23 protein-coding genes are annotated in these 25,122 nt (G+C 71.6%); 12 read left to right on the forward strand and 11 right to left on the reverse strand.

Features of this window, described 5'->3' with window-relative positions:
• Positions 1-5: 5 nt before the first annotated feature.
• A complete protein-coding gene (locus tag B0B15_RS14815) occupies positions 6-1,001 on the forward strand; it encodes an o-succinylbenzoate synthase (RefSeq protein WP_076677370.1) in 996 nt (331 codons plus the stop codon).
• Here B0B15_RS14815 and B0B15_RS14820 read toward each other — a convergent pair.
• Positions 988-1,614 (reverse strand): TetR/AcrR family transcriptional regulator, encoded by a 627-nt coding sequence (locus tag B0B15_RS14820; RefSeq protein ID WP_076677372.1) that lies wholly within the window; start codon positions 1,612-1,614, stop codon positions 988-990. The two genes, B0B15_RS14815 and B0B15_RS14820, sit on opposite strands and share 14 nt — an antisense overlap.
• A 117-nt stretch (positions 1,615-1,731) precedes the next feature.
• On the opposite strand from B0B15_RS14820, the gene B0B15_RS14825 reads away from it, so the two are divergent.
• The 3 genes from B0B15_RS14825 to B0B15_RS16565 all read left to right on the forward strand — a co-directional run bounded on the left by B0B15_RS14825 (position 1,732) and on the right by B0B15_RS16565 (position 7,950).
• The gene (locus B0B15_RS14825) at positions 1,732-4,620 is read left to right on the forward strand and encodes an MMPL family transporter (protein WP_076677736.1); all 2,889 of its coding nucleotides are present in this window, start codon (positions 1,732-1,734) and stop codon (positions 4,618-4,620) included.
• Positions 4,617-6,701 (forward strand): YhgE/Pip domain-containing protein, encoded by a 2,085-nt coding sequence (locus B0B15_RS14830; protein ID WP_076677374.1) that lies wholly within the window; start codon positions 4,617-4,619, stop codon positions 6,699-6,701. The genes B0B15_RS14825 and B0B15_RS14830 overlap by 4 nt, the downstream gene beginning before the upstream one ends.
• Before the next feature lie 670 nt (positions 6,702-7,371).
• Positions 7,372-7,950, forward strand: coding sequence for a DUF559 domain-containing protein (locus tag B0B15_RS16565; protein ID WP_176776642.1), 579 nt, complete (start codon positions 7,372-7,374; stop codon positions 7,948-7,950).
• A gap of 271 nt (positions 7,951-8,221) precedes the next feature.
• Here B0B15_RS16565 and ccsB read toward each other — a convergent pair whose 3' ends face one another.
• The 7 genes from ccsB to B0B15_RS16570 all read right to left on the reverse strand — a co-directional run bounded on the left by ccsB (position 8,222) and on the right by B0B15_RS16570 (position 14,313).
• The gene (gene ccsB, locus B0B15_RS14840; protein ID WP_076677376.1) at positions 8,222-9,232 is read right to left on the reverse strand and encodes a c-type cytochrome biogenesis protein CcsB; all 1,011 of its coding nucleotides are present in this window, start codon (positions 9,230-9,232) and stop codon (positions 8,222-8,224) included.
• A 4-nt stretch (positions 9,233-9,236) separates the two neighbouring features.
• The gene (locus B0B15_RS14845) at positions 9,237-11,048 is read right to left on the reverse strand and encodes a cytochrome c biogenesis protein ResB (protein WP_076677378.1); all 1,812 of its coding nucleotides are present in this window, start codon (positions 11,046-11,048) and stop codon (positions 9,237-9,239) included.
• 13 nt (positions 11,049-11,061) lie between these two features.
• Positions 11,062-11,811, reverse strand: coding sequence for a cytochrome c biogenesis CcdA family protein (locus B0B15_RS14850; protein WP_076677380.1), 750 nt, complete (start codon positions 11,809-11,811; stop codon positions 11,062-11,064).
• Positions 11,808-12,413: a TlpA family protein disulfide reductase gene (locus B0B15_RS14855; RefSeq protein ID WP_076677382.1), complete on the reverse strand. Its 606-nt coding sequence runs from the start codon at positions 12,411-12,413 to the stop codon at positions 11,808-11,810. Before B0B15_RS14855 ends, B0B15_RS14850 begins: the two co-directional genes overlap by 4 nt.
• Entirely contained in the window at positions 12,413-13,054 is a 642-nt protein-coding gene (locus tag B0B15_RS14860; RefSeq protein WP_076677384.1) for a histidine phosphatase family protein, read from the reverse strand. Before B0B15_RS14860 ends, B0B15_RS14855 begins: the two co-directional genes overlap by 1 nt.
• A 79-nt stretch (positions 13,055-13,133) precedes the next feature.
• Entirely contained in the window at positions 13,134-13,823 is a 690-nt protein-coding gene (locus tag B0B15_RS14865; RefSeq protein WP_083709071.1) for a DedA family protein, read from the reverse strand.
• A gap of 100 nt (positions 13,824-13,923) precedes the next feature.
• Entirely contained in the window at positions 13,924-14,313 is a 390-nt protein-coding gene (locus B0B15_RS16570; protein WP_176776641.1) for a DUF6264 family protein, read from the reverse strand.
• A 68-nt stretch (positions 14,314-14,381) separates the two neighbouring features.
• Between B0B15_RS16570 and B0B15_RS16575 the strand changes: the two genes are divergently transcribed.
• The 3 genes from B0B15_RS16575 to B0B15_RS14885 are packed head-to-tail and all read left to right on the forward strand — an operon-like array spanning position 14,382 to position 17,688.
• Positions 14,382-15,143, forward strand: a complete 762-nt coding sequence (locus tag B0B15_RS16575) for a hypothetical protein (RefSeq protein ID WP_076677386.1) — start codon at positions 14,382-14,384, stop codon at positions 15,141-15,143.
• Positions 15,140-16,396 (forward strand): adenosylhomocysteinase, encoded by a 1,257-nt coding sequence (locus B0B15_RS16580; RefSeq protein ID WP_076677388.1) that lies wholly within the window; start codon positions 15,140-15,142, stop codon positions 16,394-16,396. The genes B0B15_RS16575 and B0B15_RS16580 overlap by 4 nt, the downstream gene beginning before the upstream one ends.
• Entirely contained in the window at positions 16,393-17,688 is a 1,296-nt protein-coding gene (locus B0B15_RS14885; RefSeq protein WP_076677390.1) for an amidohydrolase family protein, read from the forward strand. The genes B0B15_RS16580 and B0B15_RS14885 overlap by 4 nt, the downstream gene beginning before the upstream one ends.
• 37 nt (positions 17,689-17,725) lie before the next feature.
• On the opposite strand, the gene B0B15_RS14890 is transcribed toward B0B15_RS14885, so the two are convergent.
• Positions 17,726-18,718 (reverse strand): nucleoside hydrolase, encoded by a 993-nt coding sequence (locus B0B15_RS14890; protein WP_076677392.1) that lies wholly within the window; start codon positions 18,716-18,718, stop codon positions 17,726-17,728.
• Positions 18,719-18,896: 178 nt separating this feature from the next.
• Between B0B15_RS14890 and B0B15_RS14895 the strand changes: the two genes are divergently transcribed.
• From B0B15_RS14895 to B0B15_RS14915, 5 genes are all read left to right on the forward strand, one after another.
• Positions 18,897-20,135: a sugar ABC transporter substrate-binding protein gene (locus B0B15_RS14895; protein WP_076677394.1), complete on the forward strand. Its 1,239-nt coding sequence runs from the start codon at positions 18,897-18,899 to the stop codon at positions 20,133-20,135.
• Entirely contained in the window at positions 20,132-21,076 is a 945-nt protein-coding gene (locus B0B15_RS14900; protein ID WP_176776640.1) for a carbohydrate ABC transporter permease, read from the forward strand. Before B0B15_RS14895 ends, B0B15_RS14900 begins: the two co-directional genes overlap by 4 nt.
• Positions 21,073-21,948, forward strand: coding sequence for a carbohydrate ABC transporter permease (locus B0B15_RS14905; protein WP_076677396.1), 876 nt, complete (start codon positions 21,073-21,075; stop codon positions 21,946-21,948). The genes B0B15_RS14900 and B0B15_RS14905 overlap by 4 nt, the downstream gene beginning before the upstream one ends.
• 40 nt (positions 21,949-21,988) lie before the next feature.
• Positions 21,989-23,326: an aspartate--tRNA(Asn) ligase gene (gene aspS / locus B0B15_RS14910; protein ID WP_076677399.1), complete on the forward strand. Its 1,338-nt coding sequence runs from the start codon at positions 21,989-21,991 to the stop codon at positions 23,324-23,326.
• A 73-nt stretch (positions 23,327-23,399) separates the two neighbouring features.
• Complete coding sequence (locus tag B0B15_RS14915) at positions 23,400-24,464, forward strand: ATP-binding cassette domain-containing protein (RefSeq protein ID WP_076677401.1); 1,065 nt, start codon at positions 23,400-23,402, stop codon at positions 24,462-24,464.
• A 57-nt stretch (positions 24,465-24,521) separates the two neighbouring features.
• Here B0B15_RS14915 and B0B15_RS14920 read toward each other — a convergent pair whose 3' ends face one another.
• Together B0B15_RS14920 and B0B15_RS14925 are read right to left on the reverse strand one after the other, a co-directional pair.
• A complete protein-coding gene (locus tag B0B15_RS14920) occupies positions 24,522-24,824 on the reverse strand; it encodes a Dabb family protein (protein ID WP_076677403.1) in 303 nt (100 codons plus the stop codon).
• Complete coding sequence (locus tag B0B15_RS14925) at positions 24,821-25,099, reverse strand: glutaredoxin family protein (RefSeq protein ID WP_076677405.1); 279 nt, start codon at positions 25,097-25,099, stop codon at positions 24,821-24,823. Before B0B15_RS14925 ends, B0B15_RS14920 begins: the two co-directional genes overlap by 4 nt.
• Between the last annotated feature and the right edge of the window lie 23 nt (positions 25,100-25,122).

Below are 25,122 nucleotides of genomic sequence, written 5' to 3' on the forward strand. Positions count from 1 at the left end.
GGGCCATGAGCACCGTCGCCCTCCCCTCGCTCGCCGACATCCTCAACACCGCGCGGGTGGTCTCGCTCCCTCTCGCCGCCCGGTTCCGCGGCATCCTGGTCCGCGAAGCGGTCGTGTTCGAGGGTCCGGAGGGCTGGACGGAGTTCTCGCCCTTCGTGGAGTACGACGACGCCGAGGCCGCGACCTGGCTCGCCGCAGCCGTCGACTACGGGTGGTCGCCGTCCCCGGTTCCCGTCCGCGAGGGCGTCGGAGTCAACGCGACGATGCCCGCCGTCGCGGCCGGTGAGGTGCCCGGCATCCTGGAACGGTTCGACGGATGCCGCACGGTCAAGGTCAAGGTCGCCGAGGCGGGGCAGACCCTCGCCGACGACGTCGCGCGGGTGCGGGCGGTGCGCGAGAGCATGGGGCCCGAGGGGCGTGTGCGCATCGACGCCAATGCGGCGTGGAACGTCGACGAGGCCGAGCGGGCCGTGCACGCCCTCGCCGCGTTCGACCTGGAGTACGTCGAGCAGCCCTGCGCCGAGATCGACGAGCTCGCGCAGCTGCGGGAGCGCATCGCCTACCTCGACATCCCGATCGCCGCCGACGAGAGCGTCCGCAAGGCCGCTGATCCGCTCCTGGTCGCGCGCAGCGGCGCCGCCGACCTTCTCGTCATCAAGGCGCAGCCCCTCGGCGGCGTGCACGCGGCGCGCGAGATCGTGCGCCAGGCGGGTCTCCCCGTCGTCGTCTCCAGTGCCCTCGACACATCGATCGGCCTGTCGATGGGCGCCGCCCTCGCGGCATCCCTCCCCGAGCTGCCTTACGACTGCGGACTCGGCACCGCATCGCTGTTCACGACCGACGTCGTGGCATCCCCCCTCGTGGCCCGAGGCGGCGTGCTGTCTCTCGAGCGGCCGCATCCGACCGGCGCCGACCTCGACCGCGTGACCGCCGACGATGAGCGGCGCGACTGGTGGCTGGCGCGCCTCGGCCGCTGCTACGACCTGCTCACTCGAGGATGAGGCCGACCACCTGCGACAGCCTCTCGGCGAGGCCGGACCGCGACTCCGACGGCGCCTGACGGGTGAGCAGCGCCGTCTCGGACGTCGTGATCCACACCGACAGGAGCAGATCGGTCGCGACGTCGGCGGGCACTCTCAGGGCGAGCCCTCGGGCGTCGGCGATGTCGCGGACGAGCTGGGTCACGCTCTCGCCGAGCCCCTGGTTGAGCGCGAGGTAGGCCTCGGCGAAACCCGGATTGCGCAGGGCCTGCAAGCGGGTCTCCGCACCCAGGAGGACGTCCAGTCGATCCTCGCCGGTGGCCTCGAGCACCTCCTGCACGAGCTGCAGCACGTCTCCGGCGTCTTCGAGGCCGCGGCTCTCGATCGAGGTGACGCGCTCGCGTACGGCCGCGATCGTGGTCTCCGCGGATCGTGCGCACAGGGCGAGGAAGAGTTCCTCCTTCGATCCGAAGTTGGAGTAGAAGGCCCCGCGGGTGAAGCCCGCGCGCTCGCAGACGGCCTCGACGGACGCGGCGTCGATGCCAACCTCGGCGAACATCTCGGCAGCGGCATCCATGAGACGGATGCGCGTGTTCTCGCGACGGCGCGTCGTCGCGGGCGCGGAATCGGTCATCCGGGGCCTCTCGTTCTCGGGCGAAATCCAGGTTCGATGCCGCCTTCCCGGACTACGATACATTGATGTATCCGATACGGTGATGTATCGACCCGTTCACCGATCGTGGGAGTCACCGTGTCGACATTCCTGTACACCCTCGGGCGTTGGTCGTTCCGCCACCCGTGGCGCGTCCTCACGGCCTGGCTGCTCGTCCTCGTGCTCGCCGGTGGTGGTGTCGCCCTCTTCGCCAAAGGCACCGACAACACCTTCACCATCCCCGGCACGGAGTCGCAGGCGGGTCTCGAGATGCTCGGGCGCACCTTCCCGCAGGTGAGCGGCGCGAGCGCCGAGATCATCGTGGTGTCCGCCGACGGAGCGAAGGTCACCGACCCGGCGTATCAGGATGCGGTGCAGAAGACCTCGACCAACATCGGCGACCTCGACTTCGTCGAAGCCGTGACCGACCCCTACGACACCCGCATCTCGGGCGGCATCTCCGACGACGAACGAGCAGCCATCGTCCGCATCCAGTTCTCGGGCGAGGCCACCGAGGTGCCGCAGGCCACCGAAGACGGCCTGCGCGAGGCCGCGAGCGCGCTCGGCGAGGCCCTTCCCTCGGGGTCGCAGGCCGTGCTCGGCGGGCAGCTCTTCGCCACCGAGATCCCCGGCGCCTCCCTCACCGAAGCCCTCGGCGTGCTCATCGCGGCGCTCGTGCTGATGGTCACGTTCCGCTCGTTCCTGGTGGCCGGGATGCCGTTGGCCACGGCGATCCTGGGCGTCGCGCTCTCGATCGCGCTCATCTTCATCGCAACCGGTTTCGCCACGGTGTCCTCGACGACCCCTCTGCTGGCGGTGATGCTGGGACTGGCGGTCGGCATCGACTACGCGCTCTTCATCGTGTCGCGACATCAGGATCAGACCAGGGCCGGCATGGACCCCGAGGAGTCCACGGCCCGCGCGGTCGGCACCGCCGGCTCGGCCGTGGTGTTCGCCGGGATCACGGTGCTGATCGCCCTCATCGGGCTGGGCTTCGCCGGCATCCCGTTCCTGACGACCATGGGCATCGCCGCGTCCGTGGCGGTCGCCATCGCGGTGTGCGTCGGGCTGACCCTCACACCGGCCTTCCTCGGCTTCGCCGGTGATCGCGTGGTCGGCTGGGGGTACAAGCGTCCGAAGAAGCGCTCCCGCACGGCCACGGCCGAAGACGACGCCGCCGCCGCCGAAGAGGCCGCCGCCGAGAGTGTGCGACGAGCCGATACGGCGGCCGTGCGCGCCCAGCGGAACGGCCCCGCCAAGCGCTGGGTGGGCCTGGTCACCCGGCATCCGGTGATCACGACCATCGCGGTGATCGGGCTGCTCGGCGTGACCGCCGTGCCCGCCGCCTCGCTGGCCCTGACCCTGCCGAACGCGGGCCAGTTGCCCGAGGGCGATGAGGCGCGCGTCGCCTACGAGCTGACCGACGAGTACTTCGGGCCGGGTGCGAACGGTCCGCTCATCATGACCGGCACGATCGTGACCTCGAACGATCCGCTGAACCTCATGACCGACATCGGCGACGAGATCGCGAAGATCCCCGGGGTCGCCGAAGTGGCCCTGGCGACCCCCAACGAGACCGCCGACACCGGCATCGTGCAGATCGTGCCCGAGACCGCCCCCGACGACCCGCGCACGGCCGACCTCGTGCGCGAACTCCGCGCGCAGGAGGACCGTCTCTACGACGAATTCGGCGTGCGCCTGCTCGTCACCGGCTACACCGCCGTCACGATCGACATCTCCGACCAGCTGGGAGCGGCGCTCCTTCCCTTCGGCCTCTTCGTCGTCGGCCTCTCACTCGTGCTGCTGATGATCGTCTTCCGCTCCATCTGGGTTCCCCTCACCGCCGCGGGCGGCTACCTGCTGTCGGTCGCCGCGTCGTTCGGCGTCGTCGCGGCGGTGTTCGAGTGGGGCTGGTTCGCCGACGCCCTGCACGTGGCCAAGGTCGGCCCGATCATCAGCTTCATGCCGATCGTCGTGATGGGCGTGCTGTTCGGCCTCGCCATGGACTACCAGGTCTTCCTCGTCTCGCGCATGCGCGAGGACTACGTGCACGCGAAGCGCGACGGCCGCACCCCCCGCGACGTGGCACTCGGTGCCGTGCGCAGCGGCTTCTCGGCATCCGCCCGTGTCGTCGTGGCGGCCGCGGTGATCATGTTCGCCGTCTTCGTGGCGTTCGTGCCCGAGGGCGACTCGAGCCTCAAGCCCATCGCCCTGGGCCTCGCGGTCGGCGTCGCGGTCGATGCGTTCCTCGTGCGCATGACCCTCGTCCCGGCTATCCTCGCCCTCCTGGGGGCGAAGGCCTGGTGGATGCCGCACTGGCTCGACCGCATCCTGCCCAAGCTCGACGTCGAGGGCGAGGCCGTCGAGCGCGAGGTGCACCTCACCGATTGGCCCGCGGAACCCGCGATGGCGATCGCCGCCGACGACCTGCGGACCTCCGTTTCCTCGGATGCCGACGAGCCGCTGTTCCGCGACGTCTCGCTGCGCCTCGGCTACGGCGGGACGCTGCTCGTGACCGGCGAGACCCGCACCACGCGCACCCTCCTGCTCGCCCTGGCCGGTCGCCTGTCGAAGATCGAGGGCAAGCTGCGCGTCGACGGCCTGCTGGTGCCCGAACGCGCCGGCGCCGTGCGCGCCCGCGTCGGTGTCGCCCTGCTCGACGACCCGTCGACGGCAGAGGCCGACGTGGCGCAGGCCGCCGCGCGCGGGACGCGCATCGTCGTCGTCTCCGACATCGACCGCCTCGACGACGACGCCCGCGACGACGTCGCGCAGGTGCTCCGCCGCGCGGCCCTCGAAGCGCGTGAGCGGTCGGGCGACGCCGCGTCGCCGTTCACGCTCGTCGTCTCGGCCCGCGACGAACGCCGCGCTCTCGCCCTGCTGTCCGAAGCGCACCGACCGGACGTGGCATCCCTGCCACTGCCGACGCCGCGTCGACACCGCTCCGCACCCGAAACCTTCGCCGATCTCTCCGAGGTGTTCGCATGACTCTCCCCGTCGAGCGCTCCCGCTCGCGCCGCCCCGTCACCTGGCTGACCCTCATCGGCGTGCTCCTGCTGCCCGCCGTGATCGGCGGCATCCTGGTGGGCGCGCTGTACAACCCCACCGACCGGCTCGAGAACATCACGGCCGCGATCGTCAACGACGACAAGGCCGTCGAGCTGAACGGCCAGCTGGTCCCCCTCGGTCGGCAGCTCACCGGCGGCCTCGTCGAGGGCGCCGACGATCAGCCGAGCAACATCGACTGGGTCATCTCGAACGATGACGATGCGGCGGCCGGCCTCGCCGACGGCACGTACACGGCCGTCGTGACCATCCCCGAGAATTTCACCGCCGCGTCCCTCTCGACCCGGCCGGGCGAAACCCCCGTCAAGGCGACGATCGGCGTGCAGACGGCTCCCGATGCGCGCGTCGTCGACGGGGCGATCACCTCCGCGCTGGCCACCACCGCGACCAGCGTCTACGGCGGCGAGCTGTCATCGCAGTATCTGAAGAACGTCTTCCTCGGCTTCACGACGCTGAGCGACCAGCTCGGCTCCGCCGCGAGCGGCGCCCACCAGCTGGCGGACGGCGCGTCGCAGGCCGCGTCCGGTGCGGGCGACCTGCGCGACGGCCTCGGGCAGCTCTCGAGCGGAGCCTCGAGCCTCGCCGACGGGGCGTCGCAGCTCGCGGCCGGCGCGGGTCCGCTCGCCGACGGCGCCACCCAACTCGCGTCGGGCTCGACGGCGCTGGCGAACGGAACACGGGATGCCGCGGCGGGTGTGAACAAGCTCGCGACCGGTGCCGACGGCATCGCGTCGGGGAATCAGCAGCTCGCGACGCAGATCAACGGTCTCGCCGATCAGATCCCCCCGGGCTTCGCCGACGACGCCCAGAAGCTGGCGGATGCCGCGCCCCAGGTCAACACGGCCCTCGTCGACGCCGCGGCGGCGCTGCAGACGGCGGCCGAGGACTGCACCGGCACTGAGGAGCAGTGCCAGGCGCTACGCGACGCCGCGGTCGCCGCGAACGACGCGCTGCCCCAGGCGACGCAGACCGTCACCCGCATCGGCGACCTCGCCGGACAAGCCGCGCAGCTTCCCGCCGGCATCCGCGCCATCGCCGACGCCAACCAGCAGCTCGCCGACGGCGCCGCCGGCCTCGCCGGTGGTGCCCGCGAAGCCGCGACGGGCATCGACACGATCGCGGGCGGAATCGACGGCGTCGCCGGAGGCGCGACACAGCTGGCGGACGGCGCGAAGCAGTTCGGCACGGGGGCCGCCGCCCTCAGCTCCGGCGCCGCGCAGCTCGCATCCGGAGCGACGGGAGCCGAAGACGGGGCCGCGCAGCTGGCCACCGGCGTCGACCAGGTCGCGACCGGCACCTCGTCGCTCGCCGACGGACTCGGCACCGCCGTCGCGCAGCTGCCGACCTACACCGACAGCCAGGCGACCACGCTCGCCGACGTCGTGGCCGACCCCGTGTCGGCGACGGGAGCCGACGACTCGCTGTTCGGTCTCGCGGCGGTGCCGCTGCTGGCCATGGCCGTGCTGTGGTTCGGCGGGCTCGCGTCGTTCGTGGCGTTCCAGGCGGTGTCGGCCCGCGCGCTCACCAGCCGGCGTCCCTCGGCGCTCGTCGCGCTGCGCGGCTTCGCCCCCGCGGCGCTCGTCGGCGCCGTCCAGGGACTGCTGGTGGCCGCCGTCGTGCAGATCGCGTCGAACTACGACTGGGGCGACTGGGCGCTCTTCGCCCTCGTCTGCGTCGCAGCCAGCATCGCCTTCGCCGCCGTGCACCAGGCCCTGGTCGCGGTGTTCGGCGGGGCGGGCCGGTGGATCGCGGCGGTGATCGGCGCGCTCGCGCTCGGCGCGAGCATCGTCTCGACCGTGCCACCCGCACTGGCCGCCGCGGCATCCCTGCTGCCCACGGCTCCCGCCTACGACGCGATGCTCGGCGCCCTGTCGTCGGCCGGCGGAGTGGGGGCCGGTGTCGCCGGGTTCGTCGTCTGGGCCGTGCTGTCGCTCATCGCGACGACGTTGATCGTGGTACGTCGCCGCACGACCTCCGCGAAGGCCGCGGCCCAGCCGGCGTAACCGCGGGGTGCCGCGCCCGCGACTCACGGCCGACATGCAGCGCGACAGCGCGGGCCGTGGCGCCACGGTAGCGCGGGGCCGTGGCGCCACGGTAGCGCGGGGCCGCGGTAGCGCGGGGCCGTGGCGTCACGGCGCCGCGGCCGCATGGGCCGGCCACCCCACCATCGAGTGTCCAAAACACCCGGACATTTTCACGAGCGTCCGTGTGTTTCGGACACTGGATCCGGCGTCACAGCGGGCGACACCGGAACGGGCAGAGCTGAGGGGCTCTTCCCCAGCACCGTCATCGAGCAGCTGATCCACGGATGCCGTGAAGGCGACGCCACCGCCGACCCCGGTGCGCTGGGGTCGACCTATGAAAAGGCAGCCTCTCCCGGAAGAACTGGGGCCCGCGTTCACCGTGGAGGAAGCACGCCGCCTGGACGTGCCCCGAGATCGCCTCACCGCGCAAGACCTTCGCGCCGCGTTTCACGGGGTTCGAGTTCGCGCGCATGCGGCGACGGAAGACGTCCTGGCACGGTGCCGTGCGTATGAGCCCCGCCTGACCTCAGCACAGTTCTTCAGCCACACGACGGCGGCGGCCCTGTGGGACCTCCCTCTGCCCGCTCCCGCCTCGGCGAGCCTGCACGTCTCGGCTCGTCCACCGGCGCGAGAACCTCGGACACGCGGAGTGAGGGGGCACCGCCTCGATCTACCGCTCGAGTACCTGACGCTTCGCCACGGTCTCCCCGTACCGACCCCGGCCGAGACCTGGGCACAGCTGGGTGCGCTGCACCGCGTCGATGACCTGGTCGCCGTCGGCGACGCCATCCTCACGCGGGAGCTGGCCGAGAACGCCGACCTCGAAGAGGCGGTCCGGCGCCTCGCCCGACGCGGAGTGCGTGATCTACGCGAAGCGCTGCCCCTCCTCCGGGCGGGGGCGGAGTCGCCCAGGGAGACGATTGTTCGCCTCATCCTCCTTCGAGGCGGTCTGCCGGAGCCCGAGCTGAACCGCGACCTTCGTGACGAGGACGGACGCTTCGTCGCCCGCCTGGATCTCGCCTATCCCGAGTACCGGGTGGCCGTGGAGTACGACGGGAGGCAGCACGCGGAGCGAGCGCAATTTCGACGGGATGCCGACCGCTGGCCGGCCATCGCCGCACAAGGATGGCTTCTGGTCAGGGTCGTCGACCACCACCTTCACGATGCCGTCAGTGGTGTCGTGGACCCCGTCGCTCGCGCCCTCCGCTCCCGCGGGTGGCGCCCGTAGCGCGTTCGAGTGTCCAGAACACCCGGACGAATTTCACAATCGACCGGATGTCTTGGACACTCGAACGTCGCTCGCGGACGGGGCGCCACGCGCCGGGCGGGGCGTCGCGCAGCGCCGGACGCCACGCGCCACGCGCCACTCGCCACCGGGCATCACGCCCCGCCGGGCATCGAAGACCTCACACCCGCGCCGCGGCACCCCCACGCACCGCCCACCCACGCGAAGGGCCCGCCCGGCGACAGCCGGACGGGCCCTTGCGCAGCGCCACGCCTTACGTGGTCAGGCCGCTGTAGGCGTGCAGGCCCTTGAAGAACACGTTGACGATGGTGAAGTTGAACAGCACCGCGGTGAAGCCGATGATCGACAGCCACGCCGAGCGGGTGCCGCGCCAGCCGCGGGTCGCGCGAGCGTGGATATATCCGGCGTAGAGCACCCAGATGACGAACGTCCAGACTTCCTTGGTGTCGAAGCCCCAGAAGCGGCCCCATGCGTCATTCGCCCAGATGGAACCGGCGATCAAGGTGAAAGTCCAGAAGATGAACCCGACGATCGCGAAGCGGTAGGCCAGCGACTCCAGGGCGTCGGCGTTCGGAACCGTGCGGAGGAAGCTGCGCTTCGGTTCGGCATCCACCGGGGCTTCGGCGAGCTTGCGCTCGCGACGCGTCTGGATCAGCTGCACGACCGAGAGTCCGAAGGCGAGGGCGAACAACGCCGTCGCCAGGCTCGCGACGAACACGTGCACGACGAGCCAGACCGACTTCAGCGGGTCGGCCAGCGGCACGACCTCGACGTGGAACGCCAGCGTCGCGCCACCGAGCAGCAGGACGGCGAGGCCGGTCATGAGCGAGCCGAGGAAGCGCAGGTCGTAGCGCGTGAGCACGGCGAGGTAGACCGCGATGATGAGCAGCAGGCCGGTCATCGCGAACTCGTACATGTTCGACCACGGCACGCGCTCGGCCGCGATCCCGCGCAGGACGGTCGCCACGAGGTGGAAGACGAACCCGAGCGCCGTCAGCACCGTGCCGAGACGGGCCCACAGGTAGCGGGGCTTGGCGGTGGAGGGTCCGGATGCCGACGACCCGGCGCCCGAGGAGATCACTCCCCCGCCGCCCGCGGTCACGAGCTCGCGCGCGACGACCTCGTCTTTCGCCTTCAGCGCGAGGTCGGAGCGGCGCGCGAGGTCGATGGCGTAGGCGATGAACGCCAGCACGTAGATGGCGACCGCCGTCCACACCAGGAGGAGGGAGATCTCGTCGAGGAGAAGCGGGTCGGTTCCGGGCATGGTGTCAGTCTACTTTTCCGGTGTCGGGGTGGCTCTGGGGAGGGGTCGTGGGTGCCGCGCCCGCGGCGGAGTCGTCGCCGGCACCGCCCACCGGCCGCGTGGATGCCGCGGCGGAGTCGTCTGCGGCAGCGCCCACCGGCCGCGCGGATGCCGCAGCGGAACCGGCCGCGCCGGGCAGCGACCCGCCATGCTTCTCGGCGAGCTGGTCGACGGCCACGGCGAGCGTCGGATCTTCGCCACGGGCGAGTCCGGCGTACTCGACGAGAACGGTCCCGCCCTGCGCCGTGGCCTTGACCCACATGCGTCGGCGCGGGACGAACAGCGCGGCGAGAAGGCCGAGCAGCGCCAGCAGGGCGAAAGCGAGCACCCAGGGTCCGGCGAGGTCGCGGTGGATCGACAACGAGGCGAAGCGCTTGACCGACCCTTCGTAGCCGACGGCTCCGGCGGGCGCCTCGTTCTCGAACGTGATGGTGCCGAGGCCGTTGGGCAAATCCTCGGTCTGCCCGGGCATGAGCTGGATGGCGGGGGTGCCGCTGTCGCCGCCGGCGATCTGCGTCATGCCCGACGGGTCGAGCGTGTAGACCGAGCGGGGCGTGCCGTCGTCGATCCCCAGGTCGCCCTCATACACGCGCAGCGTCAGGGTCGGGTACTCGAGCGCGCCGTACGTGGAGGTGAGGGCGCCCGAGGGCAGCACGTCCATCGTCGGGTAGAAGAAGCCGAGCAGGCCGAGCTGCTCGGGAAGTCCGTCGGCGACCTTGATGACGCCGAGCGAGGTCATGTTGGCATCCTGCGGGAGGAAGGCGACCGAGTCGTGGAAGACCTCGTTGCCGTCGGCGTCGCGGATCGTGACGGTCGGGGCGTAGCCGTTGCCGAGCAGGTAGACGCGGTCGCCCTGCACATCGAGCGGGTGGTTCACGCGCACCTCGCCGTCCTGCGCGTCGCCTCCGGGGGCCTGCGTCGTGACGTGGGCCACGAAGTCGCCGGCCTGGCCCGAGCCCGGCTGCCCGGGGGGGACGTAGGTGACGTCGAACTTGTCGAGCGTCATCGAGTACGGCGTGAGGGTGTCGCCGCCGACGAAACGACCCGGATTGAACGAGGAGTAGTCGAGCAGGCTGTTGGCGAAGGCCTGGCCCTCGACGAGCACCCGCTGGCCGGTGTAGGTGAAGCCCCCACCGACGCCGACGGCGATCAGCACGCCGACCAGCGCACCGTGGAACAGCAGGTTGCCGGTCTCGCGGAGGTACCCGCGTTCCGCCGACACCGAGAACGACCCGCGTCCGTCGTAGCGCGCCACCCGGTAGCCGCTCCTGCGCAGCTGCGCGGCCGCGCTCTCGACGGCGGCCGCTGCCACGGCATCCGCATCCGCCTCCGCGTCGACCGCGATCGTGCGGGTGCGGTGGTCGTCCAGGCGCGACAGGCGTGCGGGCGTGCGCGGCGGCTGCGAACGCAGTGCCTTCCAGTGGTGCTTCGTGCGCGGCAGCACGCAGCCGATCAACGAGATGAACAGCAGCAGGTAGATCGCCGAGAACCAGGGCGAGGTGTACACGTCGAACAGGCTGAGCTTGTCGAGCACCGGCGCGAGGTCGGGGTTGTCGGTGAAGTACTGGGTGACGCCGTTGGGGTCGGCACTGCGCTGCGGCACGAGCGAGCCCGGTACGGCGGCGATCGCCAGCAGGAGCAGCAGCACGAGGGCCGTGCGCATGCTGGTCAGCTGCCGCCATCCCCACCGCAGCCATCCCACGATGCCGAGGCGCGGCTGGGTGACCTCGTCGGACGCGGAGTCGGCGTGGTCGGACGGACGCAGCGGGTCGGTCATCGTGTTCCCTTGATCAGAGCGGGAGTTGGACATTGCCCATCACCCCTTGCAGGGCCGACATCCACTGACCCCAGAGCCCCGTGACCATCAGCAGGCCGAGGACGATCAGCAGCGCTCCCCCGATGAGGTTCACGACGCGGATGTGCTTTCGCACGAACGCCACGGACTTCGTCGCCCACCCGAATCCGAGGGCGAGAAGCAGGAAGGGGATGCCGAGGCCCAGCGAGTACATCAGCCCGAGCAGCGCCGCCCGGCCAGGGTCTCCGAGGTTGTACGACACCGAGATGATCGCCGCGAGCGTGGGCCCGATGCAGGGCGTCCAGCCGATGCCGAGGGCGATGCCCAGCAGCGGAGCGCCGATCAGCCCCAGGTTGCCGCGCGACTGCATCCGCACCGATCGCTGCGCGAGCCCGAACAGCCCGATGAACACCAGGCCCATCAGGATGATGACCACGCCCATGACGCGCGTGATGACGTCGGCGTACTCGAGGAAGAAGCGCCCGAGGGTGCCGCCGAGCACGTTCACGGCCATGAACACGACGGTGAACCCCGCGATGAACAGCAGGGTGCCGCCGAGCAGTCTCCCGCGACCGGGCCCGGATGCCGAGCCCCCGCGCGGCGCGACGGCACCGCCGATGTACCCGAGGTAGCCGGGCACGAGAGGCAGCACACACGGAGAGAGGAACGAGATGAGACCGGCCGCGAGCGCGATGGGGACGGCCACCCACAGCGCGCCGTCGAAGACGAGGGCGCCGGGGTTCACACGCTCTCCGCCACGAGCGTGCGCACGATCGCCTCGAGGATCGAGGCTTCGGGCAGCTCCCCGACGATGCGGGCGGCGACGCGGCCCTGCTTGTCGAGCACGAGGGTGGTGGGCGTGGCGTTCAGCGGGGTCGCCTTGCTGAACGCGAGCTTGAGCTGGGCGTCGTCGACGGCCATCGCGCTGGAGTACGACACCTCGTGGTCGCGCGCGAACGACAGGGCCGTCGCCGGCTGGTCGTAGGTGTTGATGCCGAGGAAGGCAACGTCCTGCCCCTCGAAGCTCTGGTAGGCCTGCTCGAGGCGGGGGGCCTCGATGATGCAGGGCCCGCAGGTGGCGTACCAGAAGTTCACGACGAGCACCTTGCCGTCGAAGTCGGCGTCGGACACGGCGGAGCCGTTGTCCAGCGTGCCGGAGAACTCCACGGGCTCGCCGCGCTGGTCGGCGGCGATCTCCTTGGTCTGGAAGCCGTTCGCGGCGATGTAGCCCTTGTTGTCGCCGGCGCGGTACTGGTCGGCGAGCGGGTCGGCGCTGCAGGCTGCGAGACCCGCGATGAGCGCAGCGGAGGCGAGGACGGCCCCGGCCGCGGAGAGGATTCGGCGCATCACACGGCTCCTACGTCGACGGCGCCGGCGGTGGATGCCGGCGTTGCGTACGCCACCTCGACGAACCGCGGACCACCGGCGCCCTCGCGCCGTTCGAAGCTCGTCACGCTCGACAGTTCGCAGCGTCGCTTGCGCGGGTCGTGGCGGGTGGGCTGGTGGGACAGGGCGAGGTGGGTCACCCAGATGGGGAGCTGGTGCGAGACGACGACGACGTCGCCCGAGGGCACGCGGTTCCAGGCGTCATCCATCGCCGCCACCATGCGGGCGACGATGCGCTCGTACGGTTCGCCCCAGCTGGGGACGGCGGGGCGGCTCAGGTGACGCCAGTTGAGGGGGTTGGCGAGCGCCTGCTTCATGCGGCGCCCCTCGAAGACGTTGGTGGGCTCGATCACCCGGTCGTCGATGAACGGCCCGGCGCCGAACAGCTCGACGAAGGGTTCGGCCGACTCGCGCGTGCGCTGCAACGGCGAGACCACGAGGGCGCTCACCGGCCGCTCGAGGCTCTGGACGTACTCGGCCGCCTGCCGCGCCATGCGCCGACCGTCGACGCTCAGGCCGAACCCGGGGAGCCGACCGTAGAGCACGCGACGGGGGTTGTACACCTCTCCGTGGCGCACGAGATGAAGGCGATCGGCGGGCACGATCCCAGTCTAGGCGCGGGTTCTGTGGTCTGACTGAGTCCGGATGCCGGTTGCCTCGACGTGGAGATATCCCGCCGGGTCAGGCGTCTTTGCGCGCAGCGAGCAGCGAGCGCACGCGCGAGTACAGGAACCACGCCACCCCGATGCCGACCGCGGCGATCACGATGTACTGGAGGATCGAGGCGTACTCCTCGACGATGTGCCAGTTCTCGCCGAGCAGGTACCCGGCGAGCACGAAGATCGTGTTCCAGATGAGGCTGCCTGCGCCGGTGAGGAGCCCGAAGCGCCAGAGCGGCATCTTCGCGACGCCCGCGGGGATGCTGATGAGGCTGCGGAAGATCGGGATCATGCGCCCGAAGAACACGGCCTTGCCCCCGTGCCGCTCGAACCACGCGACCGTGCGGTCGACGTCTTCGGGGTGCAGCAGCGGCATCTTCGCGGCGAAGGCGCGCAGGCGCGCGGCGCCGAGCCAGCGGCCGAGTCCGTAGAGCGCGAAGGCTCCGACGATCGAGCCGAGCGTCGTCCACAGCAGCGCCTCGAAGAGCGTGAACGAGCCGCGACTGGCGGTGAGCCCGGCCATCGGCAGCACGACCTCGCTGGGCAGAGGCGGGAACAGGTTCTCGAGGGCGATCGCGACACCGGCGCCCACCGGCCCGATGACCTCCATGAGCGACACGGTCCAGTCGGCGAGCGAGGTGAGCCAGGACTGGCCCTCCGTCGAGCCGGAACCGGCGCGCAGCGGGGAGAGGGAGAGGGTGACGTCGGTCATCGGGTGCCTTCGCGCTCGGTGATCGGCCGCCCGTGCGGGCGCCCACGAGTCAGGCTACGGCCCGGTCAGGCGCCGTTCCTGGGGGTTGCCCCCGAGCGGTTCAGGATGCCGAGACCCCGGCGCCGACGAAAGCCGCGGCGACGAACCACGCGGCGACCATCGACACGATCGCGACGAGGGGCACCCAGAACGCCAGACGATGACGCACGAGACGGACGATCGCGACGACCACGCCGATCGCGAGGATCACCCACGGCGCGATGACGGCGATCCAGTACCCGAGGTTCATCAGACCCGTGTCGCACGTCTGCGACCCGCACGCGTCGGCGGCGAAGGCCAGCAGCACCCCCGCGTACGTCGCGGCCAATGCCAGCAGGGGCAGCAGCACGAGGAGCACGACCGTGAGCGCGACGTCCCAGGGCCGTGCCGCGCGCGAGCGCGGTTCCGGCCGCAGCGTCCGGAACGACTCCGGGGGGAGGGAGAACGTCACGAGCGCCATCTTAGGGAGGCCGCGTCCCGGATTGGCGCCGCGCCGCCTTCGCGCCCTACGTTCGTGCCGTGTCGTCCTCACAGCCCACCCCCGCCTCCCCGCTCGTCGACGCCCTCCCCCTGACGAGACGCCTGCTCGGCGCCCGCACGCTCGATGCCCGGGCCCTCCCCTACGGTGGAGCTCTCCCCGCCCTCGCCCCGACCTGGCGCGCGGCGATCGCCGCCGAGCTGGGCGCCGACGTCGTGCACGATCCGGGGGCGCCCGATCCGCTCGCGTCGCGGGTGTTCGGCATCCTGTACAGCCGACTCCGCGCCGAGCAGGTGGTGCGGGCCCTCTCGGCGCGCACGAATCTGACACTCGCGGGGAGCACCGTGCGCGTCGTCGGCGACGGGCCGCTCGCCGGCGCGCTGACCGCGCTGCTGCGCCGCCTCGGAGCGGGGGTCGTTCGCGCCACGGACGACCCCGTCGAACGCCTCGAGGCGGTCCTCGACGGGCTGCGGGTCGAGCGGACCGACGCCCCCCGCGCACTCGTCCACGCCACGCTCTTGACGGGCCTCGGCCACGATGGGCTCGTCGCCACCGCGCTCGAGGGCCTGGTCGCCGACGCCTCGCCCCGCCCCGTGGATGCCGCGGACGCTCCGTCCCCGCGCCCGCACGTGCGCTCGATCGCGAAAGGATCGCTCGTGGAGATGCCCTCCCCGCTGCCCACCGACACCGAGGCGCCGACGAGCGCGCAGCGCCGTCTGCTCGACGCGCTCGTGGCCGCTCTGATCGTCGACGGCGGACCCGACGACGCGCGCGGCGTCTTCGCCGAGGCGGTGACCCCGTGAGCGGCCGCATCGCCGATGCGGGGCTATGGCGCGCGGGGCTCGACCGCATCGACTGGGCGCGGGCCCACATGCCGGTCACCGCGGAGCTCGGCGCGCGACTCCGCCGGGAGGGGACGGTCGACGGCATCAGAGTCGGGGTCTCCGACGTGCTCGAGCCGAAGACCGCGACCGTCGCCCTCGTGCTCGCCGAGGCCGGGGCCGAGGTGGTCGTCACCTCCGCGGGGCGCAACACCGACGACGCGGTCGCAGCGGCCCTCGCGCACGCGGGCATCCCCGTCTACGCCCGCGAAGCGGCCGATCGCGTCGAGGACCGCGACAACGCGCTGGCCCTCCTCGCGCATCGACCTCAGGTGATCGTCGACGACGGCGCCTCCACGATCCGCCTCGCCCACCTCGCGCGTCCCGACGTGGTGGCCGAGATGTACGGCGCGACGGAGCAGACCACCTCCGGAGTGCGTCCGCTGCGCCGGATGGAAGCCGACGGCGCCCTGCGCATCCCGGTCGTCGCCGCGAACGATGCCCGTTCCAAGTCGCTGTTCGACAACATGCACGGTACGGGCCAGTCGGTGGTCTTCGCCGTCGCCGACGTGGCCGATCGATCCCTGCGCGGCGCGACCGTCGTCGTGGTGGGTTTCGGTCGCGTCGGGACCGGTATCGCGCAGCACTGCGCGGCGCTCGGCGCGCGCGTCGTCGTCACCGAGACCGACGCGGTCGCGGCGCTCCAGGCCGCCTTCGCCGGTTACGAGGTGCGTCCGCTCGCCGAGGCCGTCCGCGCCGCCGACGTCGTCATCTCGGCCACCGGCATCCGGCACACGATCGACGTCGCCCACCTCGACGCCCTCCCCCACGGGGCGATCGTCGCCGTCGGCGGGGGCGTCGGGCAGGAGATCGCGCTCGACGCAGCCCAGGCCGCCGGCGCGGTCGAGGTCTCGCGCGACGGGGCCGTGTCGGTCCTGCGGATGCCGAGCGGCACCGAGGTGCGCGTGCTCGACGACGGCAACTGCCTCAACGTCAGCGCCGCGGAGGGCAACCCCGTCGAGATCATGGACCTGTCATTCGGCGTCCAGCTCGCCTCGGTCGCGCACCTGCTCACCGAACGCGACCTCGCCCCGGGCGTTCACGAGCTCCCACGGGCCGCCGACGACGAGGTCGCGGCGATCGCCCTCGCCTCCTTCGGCGGTGCGCTCGACGTCCCCTCGGCGGCCCAGCGGGCCTTCCTCGCCGCCTGGAACACCGAGGAGGCCGACGAGTGAGCGTCGTCGTCCACCGCGCCCCCGTCGTGCTGTCGGCCGGCCGGGAGGCCCTCGCCGATGGCGCGGTCGCCGTCGCCGACGGCCTGATCACCGCCGTTGGGCCGGCCGACACCGTCCTGTCCGGGCTCGACCCGGCGGCGACCGTCGTCCACGAGCACCGCGGAGTCCTCACCCCCGGGCTCGTGAACGCCCACACCCACCTGCAGTACAGCGACATGGCCGAGGTGGGCACCGCGCAGCACAGCGGCTTCGAAGCCTGGATGAGCGCGTTCATGGCGCTGTACCCCCTCCCCCGCGACTGGAGCGCCTCGGCCGCCGCGGGAGCAGCTCTCGCGCTGCGCTCGGGCACCACGGCCGTCGCGGAGATCGTCACGGATGCCGCAGCCGGAAGCGCCGTGCACGATGCGGGGCTCTACGGCATCGCGTTCTGGGAGGTACTCGGCTACACCGACCGCACCTGGGCCGACGGCGGGGAGCAGCGCGTCCGCGCTCAGCTCGCCGCTCTGCCCTCGGTCCCCGCGACCGGCCTCTCGCCCCACGCCGTGTACTCCCTCGACACCGGAGTCATCCGCGACTTGTCGCGTCTCGCGCGAGACCTCGGCGTCCGTCAGCACATCCACGCCGCCGAGTCCGCCTGGGAGGACGCCTACGTGCGCACCGGCACGGGCGACCTCGCCGAGAGGTGGCGCGCCAACGGTCGCGGCGAGTTCGCGCTCCTGTCCGACGGGGGCGTCGGCACGGGCGTCATCCGCTACCTCGACGGTCTCGGCGCCCTGACCCCGTCCACGCACCTCGCGCACGGCATCTACGTGGATGCCGACGACCGGGCGCTGCTGCGCGCGCGCGGCGTAAGCGTGGCGCTGTGCCCGCGGTCCAACGGCGTGATCGGCCTGGAACCGCCGCCGGTCGCGGCCTACCTGCGCGAGGGCAATGCGATCGCGGTGGGCACGGACTCGCTCTCGTCCTCGCCGAGCCTCTCGCCCTGGCACGACGTCGCGGCGCTGCACGACATCGCCCGCGCCCAGGGCTATGCCGACGGCGACCTGCACGAGCGTCTCTTCGCCGCCGCGACCGCCGGGGGCGCGCATGCCTTGGGCCTCGACGACACCGGCGCGCTGCGTCCGGGCGCGCGCGCCGATCTGGCGGTCTTCCCCGCGGCGAGCGCGACTCCCCGCGACGTCCTCGCCGAACTTGTGGAGACAGGGCCCGCCGAAGCCTCCCTCACCGTCGTCGGCGGACGCGTCCGCTGGGCGGCCGCCCCCGCCTACGAGGGGACGACCGCGCCGGTCTGAGGGCCGCCCGAAAGGGAGAGGCGGGCCGGGCGCCGAATCAGCCCCGAGGCGCCGGGCCCGTCGACAGCGCCTGCACGAAGCGGCGCAGGAACTCCGTCTTGTCGAACGAGGTGACCGCCCGGATCGTCGGCCCCTCCGGGGTGCCCCACGCCAGCGGCAGTCCGTCGTTCGTCAGCGCGATGCGGGTCGCGAGCGAGTCCGCGTAGGGGGTGTAGTCCACCGGTCCCTCGATCCAGCCGGTGACGATCTCGGGCCGGTGCAGCACGACGGTGGCGAGACCATCGTGGGCCGACGAGATCCGGCGGCCCCACTTGTACTGGTAGAAGTCGTTGTAGGCGTCTAGCACCTCGCCGGCGAACGTCGCCCACGGCGTGCCGGTCCCCCGCAGCACCGCGAGGACGTGCTCGTCGAGGATCGCCTGGGCGGTGACGTTGACGCCGACCATCACGACATTGCCGCTGTTGCGTGCGCCGAACACGATCTCGGCCGCGCGACGGTCGTTCGCCGTGTTGGCGTCGGTCAGGGTCGCCCCGCCCGGAGCCGGGTACGGGCCCGCCCCGCCCATGATCACGACCGAGCGGTACTTGAGGAACAGGTCGGGATCGCGCTCGAGCGCGCGGGCGATGTTGGTGAGCGGTCCGAGCGGGTGCAGATCGACCTCGCCGGGGTTCTCCGCGGCGATGCGCACGATGGCATCCACCGCGCTCTCGTCCTCGACGCGCAGCTCGGCACGGTCGAAGCGGTCGCCGAGTCCGTCGGTGCCGTGCACGAAGTCGGCGATCGACGCAGCTCCCTCGATCGGCGCCGCCTCGCCGAGGTGCAGCGGGATGTCCTCGCGTCCGGCGAGCCGCAGCACCGTTCGGACGTTGCGCGCGGAGTCCTCCACGGGCGTGTTGCCGTAGATGGTCGTGATCGCCTCGATCTCGACGTCGGGCTGGGCCAGCAGGTACATCAGGGAGTGCGCGTCGTCGAGACCGGTGTCGGTGTCCACGAGGACGCGGCGGACGACGGGCGAGGAAGGGGATGCCATGCTCTCACCCTGCCCCGTCGCGTCCGGCGACACGGCGTGGTGTTACATCACGTGACACGCCTGTTGTCTGTTCGTCACGTTCAGAGCCCAGAGTGAGGGATGACGTGGGCGGCCCCGACCCGCGTCCTCACAGCACAGGTCGATCGGCGCCGTCGGCGTCGTCGGGAACGGACACAGCATGGCTTCTTCGTCTCAGCGGCTGCGACGCGTCGCGCTGCCCGCGGTGGGCATCGCCGCCGCCCTCGCCCTCACCGCCTGCTCCGGCGGCCAGACGGCCACCTCGTCCGGCGACGGCTTCGAGGGCGTCTCGCTGACCGTGTGGAACAACATCGACTTCGAGCCCTACCAGGGGCTGCAGAAGCAGTACTTCGAGTCGTGCGCGGCCGACCTGGGCATCACGGTCGACGTCCAGACCCAGTCGGGCGACTACACCACCAAGCTCCTCCAGGCCGCGGGCGCCAGAGCCCTCCCCGACGTCGCCCTGCTCTCGACCGACACGCAGCTGCCGCAGTTGGCCTCGCAGGGCGTGCTCGCCGACCTGGGCTCGTACGACGTCTCGACCGACGGCCTCGCCGACAGCGCTGCCGACCTCGGCCGCTACGACGGAACGCTCTACGGCCTGCCCGTTCAGGTCGAGGACTACGCGATCTTCTACAACAAGGCCGCGTTCGCCGCGGCCGGCGTCCCCGAGACCGCGCCGAAGACCTTCGCCGACCTGGAGGCGCTGGCGAAGTCGCTGACCACCGACACGCAGAAGGGCATCGTCCTGCCCGGCATCGGCGGCGACGGCTCAACGCCGGTGTACTTCCTGCCGTTCCTCCTCTCCGCGGGCGGCGACCCCGCCGAGCCGACCGGCACCGGCGCGGTCGAGGCGGTCGACCTCTACAAGAAGCTCGTCGACGACGGCTCGCTCTCCTCCGAGTTCGTGAACTGGGGCTGGGAGTCGATCGACCAGTGGACGTCGGGCGCCGCGGCGCTGACGGTGTCCGGCCCGTGGAACCTCGTCGACACCTCGATCCCGTTCGAGTACGGCACCTTCCCCTTCCCCACCGCCACGAGCGGCGAAACGCCGCAGGTCAATCTGCTCGGCTACGCCTACGGCGTCGCGGCCAACGCGGATGCGAAGAAGGAAGCGGCCGCCGCGGAGTTGGTGAAGTGCCGCGCTTCGGAGGAGAACCAGATCGACACGGCCGTCCAGGGCGGGTACATCCCGGCGCTCCAGAGCGCGCAGGACGCCTTCGTCGAGCAGGTGCCGGCCGCGGCTCCCTTCGTGGACGCCGTCGACGGCGCATACAACTCCGCGCAGCTGGGCACCGAATGGAACACGCTGCAGCAGCAGTACGTCGACGCCATCCAGGCGGCGACCGTCGGCGGACAGACGGCCCAGGCCGCGCTGGAGCAGGCCGGCGGCCAGTGACGACGGCCACGACGACGACCGGCCGGCCGGGGGACGCCTCCCCCGGCCGGTTCCGGCGTTCTCTGGCCGCGCGCCGACGCGGCGAGCTGTGGGGCTTCCTCGCGCCCGCCACGGTCTTCTTCGTCGTCTTCTTCCTCTTCCCGCTCGGGTACGGCGTGTTCATGAGCACGACGAACTTCACGACGGGCACCTTCATCACCGGTCGGGCGCCGTTCGTGGGGACGGCCAACTTCGGGGCCGTGCTCTCGGAGCCGGTCACCTTCCGCGCCCTCGCCAACACGCTCACGATCACCGTCGTCTCGGTCGCCGTCGAGCTGGTGCTCGGGATGCTGCTGGCCCTGCTGTTCGCCCGCACATTCCCCGGCAGCCGGTGGCTCCCGACGCTCATCCTCCTGCCGTGGCTGCTGCCGGCCGTGGTGGTGGCGACCGTGTGGAAGTCGCTGCTGGCCGGCGACGGGCCGATCAACGACGTGCTGGCATCCCTCGGCGTGCCCGTCCAGGCGTGGCTGGCCAATCCCGCGACGGCACTGCCCGCGGTCATCGTCGTCGCCGTGTGGGCGAGCCTGCCGTACTGGGCGACGATCCTCGGCGCCGCACTCAAGCAGGTCCCCGCCGAACAGCTCGAGGCCGCCCAGCTCGACGGCGCCGGCGCGTGGCGGCGCCTGACGGCGATCGTCGTTCCGACCATCTGGCCCGTCGTCTCGGTCCTGGTGGTGATGAGCGTCGTCTACACCCTGCTGATCGTCGACCTGGTCCTCGTCCTCACCGCCGGAGGACCGGCGAACAGCACCGTCACCCTGGGCCTGCTGTCGTACCGTCAGGCGTTCCAGCAGTTCCAGTTCGGTCTCGGCGGCGCCTACGGCATGCTCTTGCTCGGCATCAGCGCGCTGTTCGCCATCGTCTACACCGTCATGTCGATCCGTCGGGAGCGCGACGAATGACCGCCACCCTGCCCGCAGCCCCCGCCGTCGTCGCCCCGGCCCCCGCCGCCCCGACCCCGCGTCGTCGCCGTCGCGGTTGGACGTGGACCGTGGTGACCGTCGTCGTCCTCGCGGTCTACCTCTTCCCGGTGTACTGGATGGTCTCGGCCTCGCTGCAGCCGGCGGCGAATTCCGCCGACACCCAGTGGTTCCCCACCGCCCCCGGCCTCGGCGGATACGAGAAGGCGCTCGACGACGCGGGGATCGGCGGCCTGCGGGTCACGACCCTCGTGTCGCTCGGCTCGGTCCTGGTCACCCTGCTGGTGTCCATCCCCGCGGCGTACGCGCTGAGCCGCCTGCGCTCGCGGGCCGTGAGCATCGCCCTCATCCTGCTGCTCCTGGCGCAGATGATCCCGAGCGTGGTCCTCGCCACCTCGTTCTACGCGATGTTCAACTCGTGGGGTCTGCTGAACACCTTCATCGGCCTCATCCTCGCCAACTCCACCGCCGGAGTGCCGTTCGCCGTCATCGTCATGCGCGCGTTCATGCTGCGCCTCGACAGCGAGGTGATCGAGGCCGCCACCGTCGACGGGCTGGGGCCGATCGGAACGCTCTGGCGGATCGTCGTCCCGCTCTCGCGCAACGCGATCGTCACGGCCGGCGTCTTCGCCTTCCTCTTCAGCTGGGGCGACCTGCTGTTCGGACTGACCCTGGTCAACCGCAACGAGATGTACCCGATGTCGGTGCTGATCCTCGCGCTGTCCAATTCGAACCTGAACACGTGGGCCGCCACGATGGCCGCCTCCCTCATCGCCAGCGTGCCCGCCCTCGTGGTCATCCTCGCCGCCCAGCGGCACGTCAAGGCGGGACTGACGGCCGGCGCCGGACGATGACGCGTGGGGGCGTCACCGCCCGCACGTAGACTGGTCGATCGTGAGCGAACGCGTCCTGGTCAACCAGCTGAAATCCCTCCCCGCCGGCCCCGTCGAGGTGTCGGGATGGGTCGAAACCGTGCGCGATCAGAAGAAGGTGCAGTTCGTCGTCCTGCGCGACGAGACCGGTGCCGTGCAGCTGGTCAACCCGGCGACGCGTCCGTCGGAGGAGATCGAGCAGGATGCCGCCGCCCTCGCGCTGACCGAGACGATCGGCGCTCTCGCCACCGGCACCTTCCTGACGGTGCGCGGCGAGCTCAAGCACGACGAGCGCGTCAAGCTCGGCGGCGTCGAGATCAAGGTCGGCGAGCTGATCGTCGCCGCCGCAGCCAACCCCGAGACACCGATCGCCTTCGACAGCAGCCCCGACAAGCGCATGGACTGGCGCTTCCTCGACCTCCGCCAGCGTCGCAACAACCTCATCTTCCGCGTCCAGACGACGCTCGAGCACGCGATGCGCACCTACTGGGTCGAGCGCGACTACATCGAGGTCCACTCGCCGAAGCTCATGGCATCCCCCTCGGAGTCCAACGCCGAGCTGTTCGAGGTGCCCTACTTCGAGGACAAGACGGCCTACCTCGCGCAGAGCCCGCAGTTCTTCAAGCAGATGGCCCAGGTCGCCGGTTTCGGCAAGATCTTCGAGATCGCTCCCGCCTTCCGGGCCGACCCGTCGTTCACGAGCCGCCACGCCACCGAATTCACCTCGATCGACGCCGAGATCAGCTGGATCGACTCGCACGAGGATGTCGCGCGGATGCAGGAGGAGCTCCTCCAGACCGCGTTCCAGGCCGTCGCCGACAAGCACGGGGCCGAGATCCAGGAGCTGTTCGGCCTCGAGGTCCAGGTGCCGAGCCTGCCGTTCCCGCGCATCCCGCTGGCCGAGGCCCGTGAGATCGTCGCCGCACGCGGCTACGACATCCCCCGCACCGACGGCGACCTCGACCCGGAGGGCGAGCGCCAGATCGCGGCGCACGTGCAGGAGACCTACGGGCACCAGTTCGTGTTCATCACGGACTATCACCCCGAGATCCGCGCCTTCTACCACATGCGCGACGAGGAGACCGGGCTCACCAAGTCGTACGACCTGCTCTTCAACGGTGTCGAGATCACGACGGGCGCCCAGCGTGAGCACCGCGTCGACGTGCTCGTCGAGCAGGCCAAGGAGAAGGGGCTCGACCCCGAGCACCTCGACTTCTACCTGGACTTCTTCCGCTTCGGTGCGCCCCCGCACGGCGGTTTCGGCATGGGCCTGGCCCGCGTGCTGATGCTGCTTCTCGGCGAGTCCTCCATCCGCGAGGTCACCTACCTGTTCCGCGGACCGACCCGCCTGGCCCCGTAAGGTTCGGCCCGACGACGCCCGGGGTTCACCCCCCGGGCGTTCGTGTGTCATCCGGGCTGTCTACCGTCGGGTCATGGTCGCCGTCACCGCCCTGGATACGCCATCGGGAGGCGCGCCGCGCCCCACGGGCTGGACCATAGCCCTGGGCGGCGTCCGCCGCGACCGCGCGGGGGCGACCATCCTCAGCGACATCGACCTCGACGTCGCGCCCGGTCGAATCGTCGGCCTGGTCGGCCCGTCCGGCTGCGGCGCCTCGACGCTTCTGCGGCTGGTCAGCGGCGCCGAGCGGCCCGACGCGGGCACCGTGACGATCGAGGGTCGGGTGGGGCCCGCGGCACCGCGGGTCGCCGAGGTGCGCGACCGCACGCCCGTCGCACGTTTCGGTCGTGCCCGCGCGGCGATCGTGGCCGCGGCCCGGCAGGCGGGCGTCATCCACCCCGACGCCGAGGCCGACCGTCTGTGCGACCTCGTCGGCCTCACCACCGCGCACAAGAGCGTTCACCGCCTCTCCCACGGCGACCGTCAGCGCTGGGCTGTGGCCCGGGCCCTCGCCTCGCGGCCCCGGGCGCTGGTGCTCGACGACGCCTTGGCTGCTCTGCACACGACGGCGCGCGCCGAGACGCGCGACCGTCTCGTCCGGGAGCTCCGCGAGCGAGGCGTGACGACGCTCTGGGCCACGCGCGACACCAGCGAGGGCGCCGCGGTCGCGGACCACCTCGTCGTGATGGACGCCGGTCGCATCGTCGCCCAGGGCAGTCCCGACGAGGTGTACGCGCGTGTCGACGACGCCGCCGTCGCCGCCGTGCTCGGTCCGGTCAGCGCGGTGCCCGGCATCGTCGAGGGTGTCGTCGTCGAGGTGTGGGGGCAGGAGCTCCCGCTCGCGGGGTCCGCGCGCGACGGACACTGCGAGGTCGTGGTGCGACCCGAGAACGTCATGCTCGTCGGCCCGGACGCACCCGGCGTGGACGCCGTCGTCGAGGAGACCACCTTCCTGGGCAGCGTGCGACGGTCGACCGTCCTCACCAGCGACGGCAGTCGCGTCGTGGTCGAGCACGCTCCGGACCAACGGGTCGACGACCGGGATGCCGTCCGCATCGCCCTCGCCGCCGTCCCGGCGACGGTGCGCCCGCTCGGCTGAGCCCGTCAGAGCCGCCGGACGACCGTCGCCGCCGGGCCCCGCCGGCGGATGCCCGGGTCAGAACGGGTAGTCGACGCAGGACCGCTCGGAGACGACAGAGCGAACGAAGCCCGCGACCTCCTGGTGGGCCGGGTGCACCTGATAGCGCTCCAGCGCGTCGACGTCGGCGAACTCGCTGACCAGCGCCACGTCCCAGTTGGACTGCGGGTTGGCGACGTTGCGTCCCACCTCGAGGTGCGAGATGTCGTCGATGACCTCGCGCAAGGCCAGGAGGCGCTCCGAGATCTGCTCGGCGTGCAGCGCACGGGTGTCGGCGTCGTCGGCCGCGAGTTTCCACAGGACGATGTGACGGATGCTCACGACGAGGCTCCTTCGGGGTCTGCCGCCAGGAGCGCGGCACGGAGACGGTCGGCCGATACGCGCCAGTGGGCGTGCAGGTCGCCGTCGATGAGGACGACCGGGATCTTCTCCCACCACGTCGCGAAGAGCGCGGGGTCGTCGGAGATCGAGGCGTGTTCGATCTCGACGCGGTCCGCCACCTCGGCGGGGAGGCCGTCGACGACGCTCTCCACGATCTGCTCAGCCACGTCGCACAGATGGCACTCGGGCTTGCCGATGAGCGTGAGGGTCGTCACGCTCCCATCCTAGGAGGACGGGA

Source organism: Microbacterium sp. RU1D, from assembly GCF_900156435.1.
GTDB lineage: Bacteria > Actinomycetota > Actinomycetes > Actinomycetales > Microbacteriaceae > Microbacterium.

Coding starts and splice junctions, on each gene's coding strand:
- B0B15_RS14915 (WP_076677401.1), top strand. CDS start 23,400: ATGGTCGCCGTCACCGCCCTGGATACGCCATCGGGAGGCGCGCCGCGC.
- B0B15_RS14865 (WP_083709071.1), bottom strand. CDS start 13,823: ATGACCGACGTCACCCTCTCCCTCTCCCCGCTGCGCGCCGGTTCCGGC.
- B0B15_RS14855 (WP_076677382.1), bottom strand. CDS start 12,413: ATGCGCCGAATCCTCTCCGCGGCCGGGGCCGTCCTCGCCTCCGCTGCG.
- ccsB (WP_076677376.1), bottom strand. CDS start 9,232: ATGCCCGGAACCGACCCGCTTCTCCTCGACGAGATCTCCCTCCTCCTG.
- B0B15_RS14830 (WP_076677374.1), top strand. CDS start 4,617: ATGACTCTCCCCGTCGAGCGCTCCCGCTCGCGCCGCCCCGTCACCTGG.
- B0B15_RS14845 (WP_076677378.1), bottom strand. CDS start 11,048: ATGACCGACCCGCTGCGTCCGTCCGACCACGCCGACTCCGCGTCCGAC.
- B0B15_RS14905 (WP_076677396.1), top strand. CDS start 21,073: ATGACCGCCACCCTGCCCGCAGCCCCCGCCGTCGTCGCCCCGGCCCCC.
- B0B15_RS14895 (WP_076677394.1), top strand. CDS start 18,897: ATGGCTTCTTCGTCTCAGCGGCTGCGACGCGTCGCGCTGCCCGCGGTG.
- B0B15_RS14890 (WP_076677392.1), bottom strand. CDS start 18,718: ATGGCATCCCCTTCCTCGCCCGTCGTCCGCCGCGTCCTCGTGGACACC.
- B0B15_RS14820 (WP_076677372.1), bottom strand. CDS start 1,614: ATGACCGATTCCGCGCCCGCGACGACGCGCCGTCGCGAGAACACGCGC.
- B0B15_RS14815 (WP_076677370.1), top strand. CDS start 6: ATGAGCACCGTCGCCCTCCCCTCGCTCGCCGACATCCTCAACACCGCG.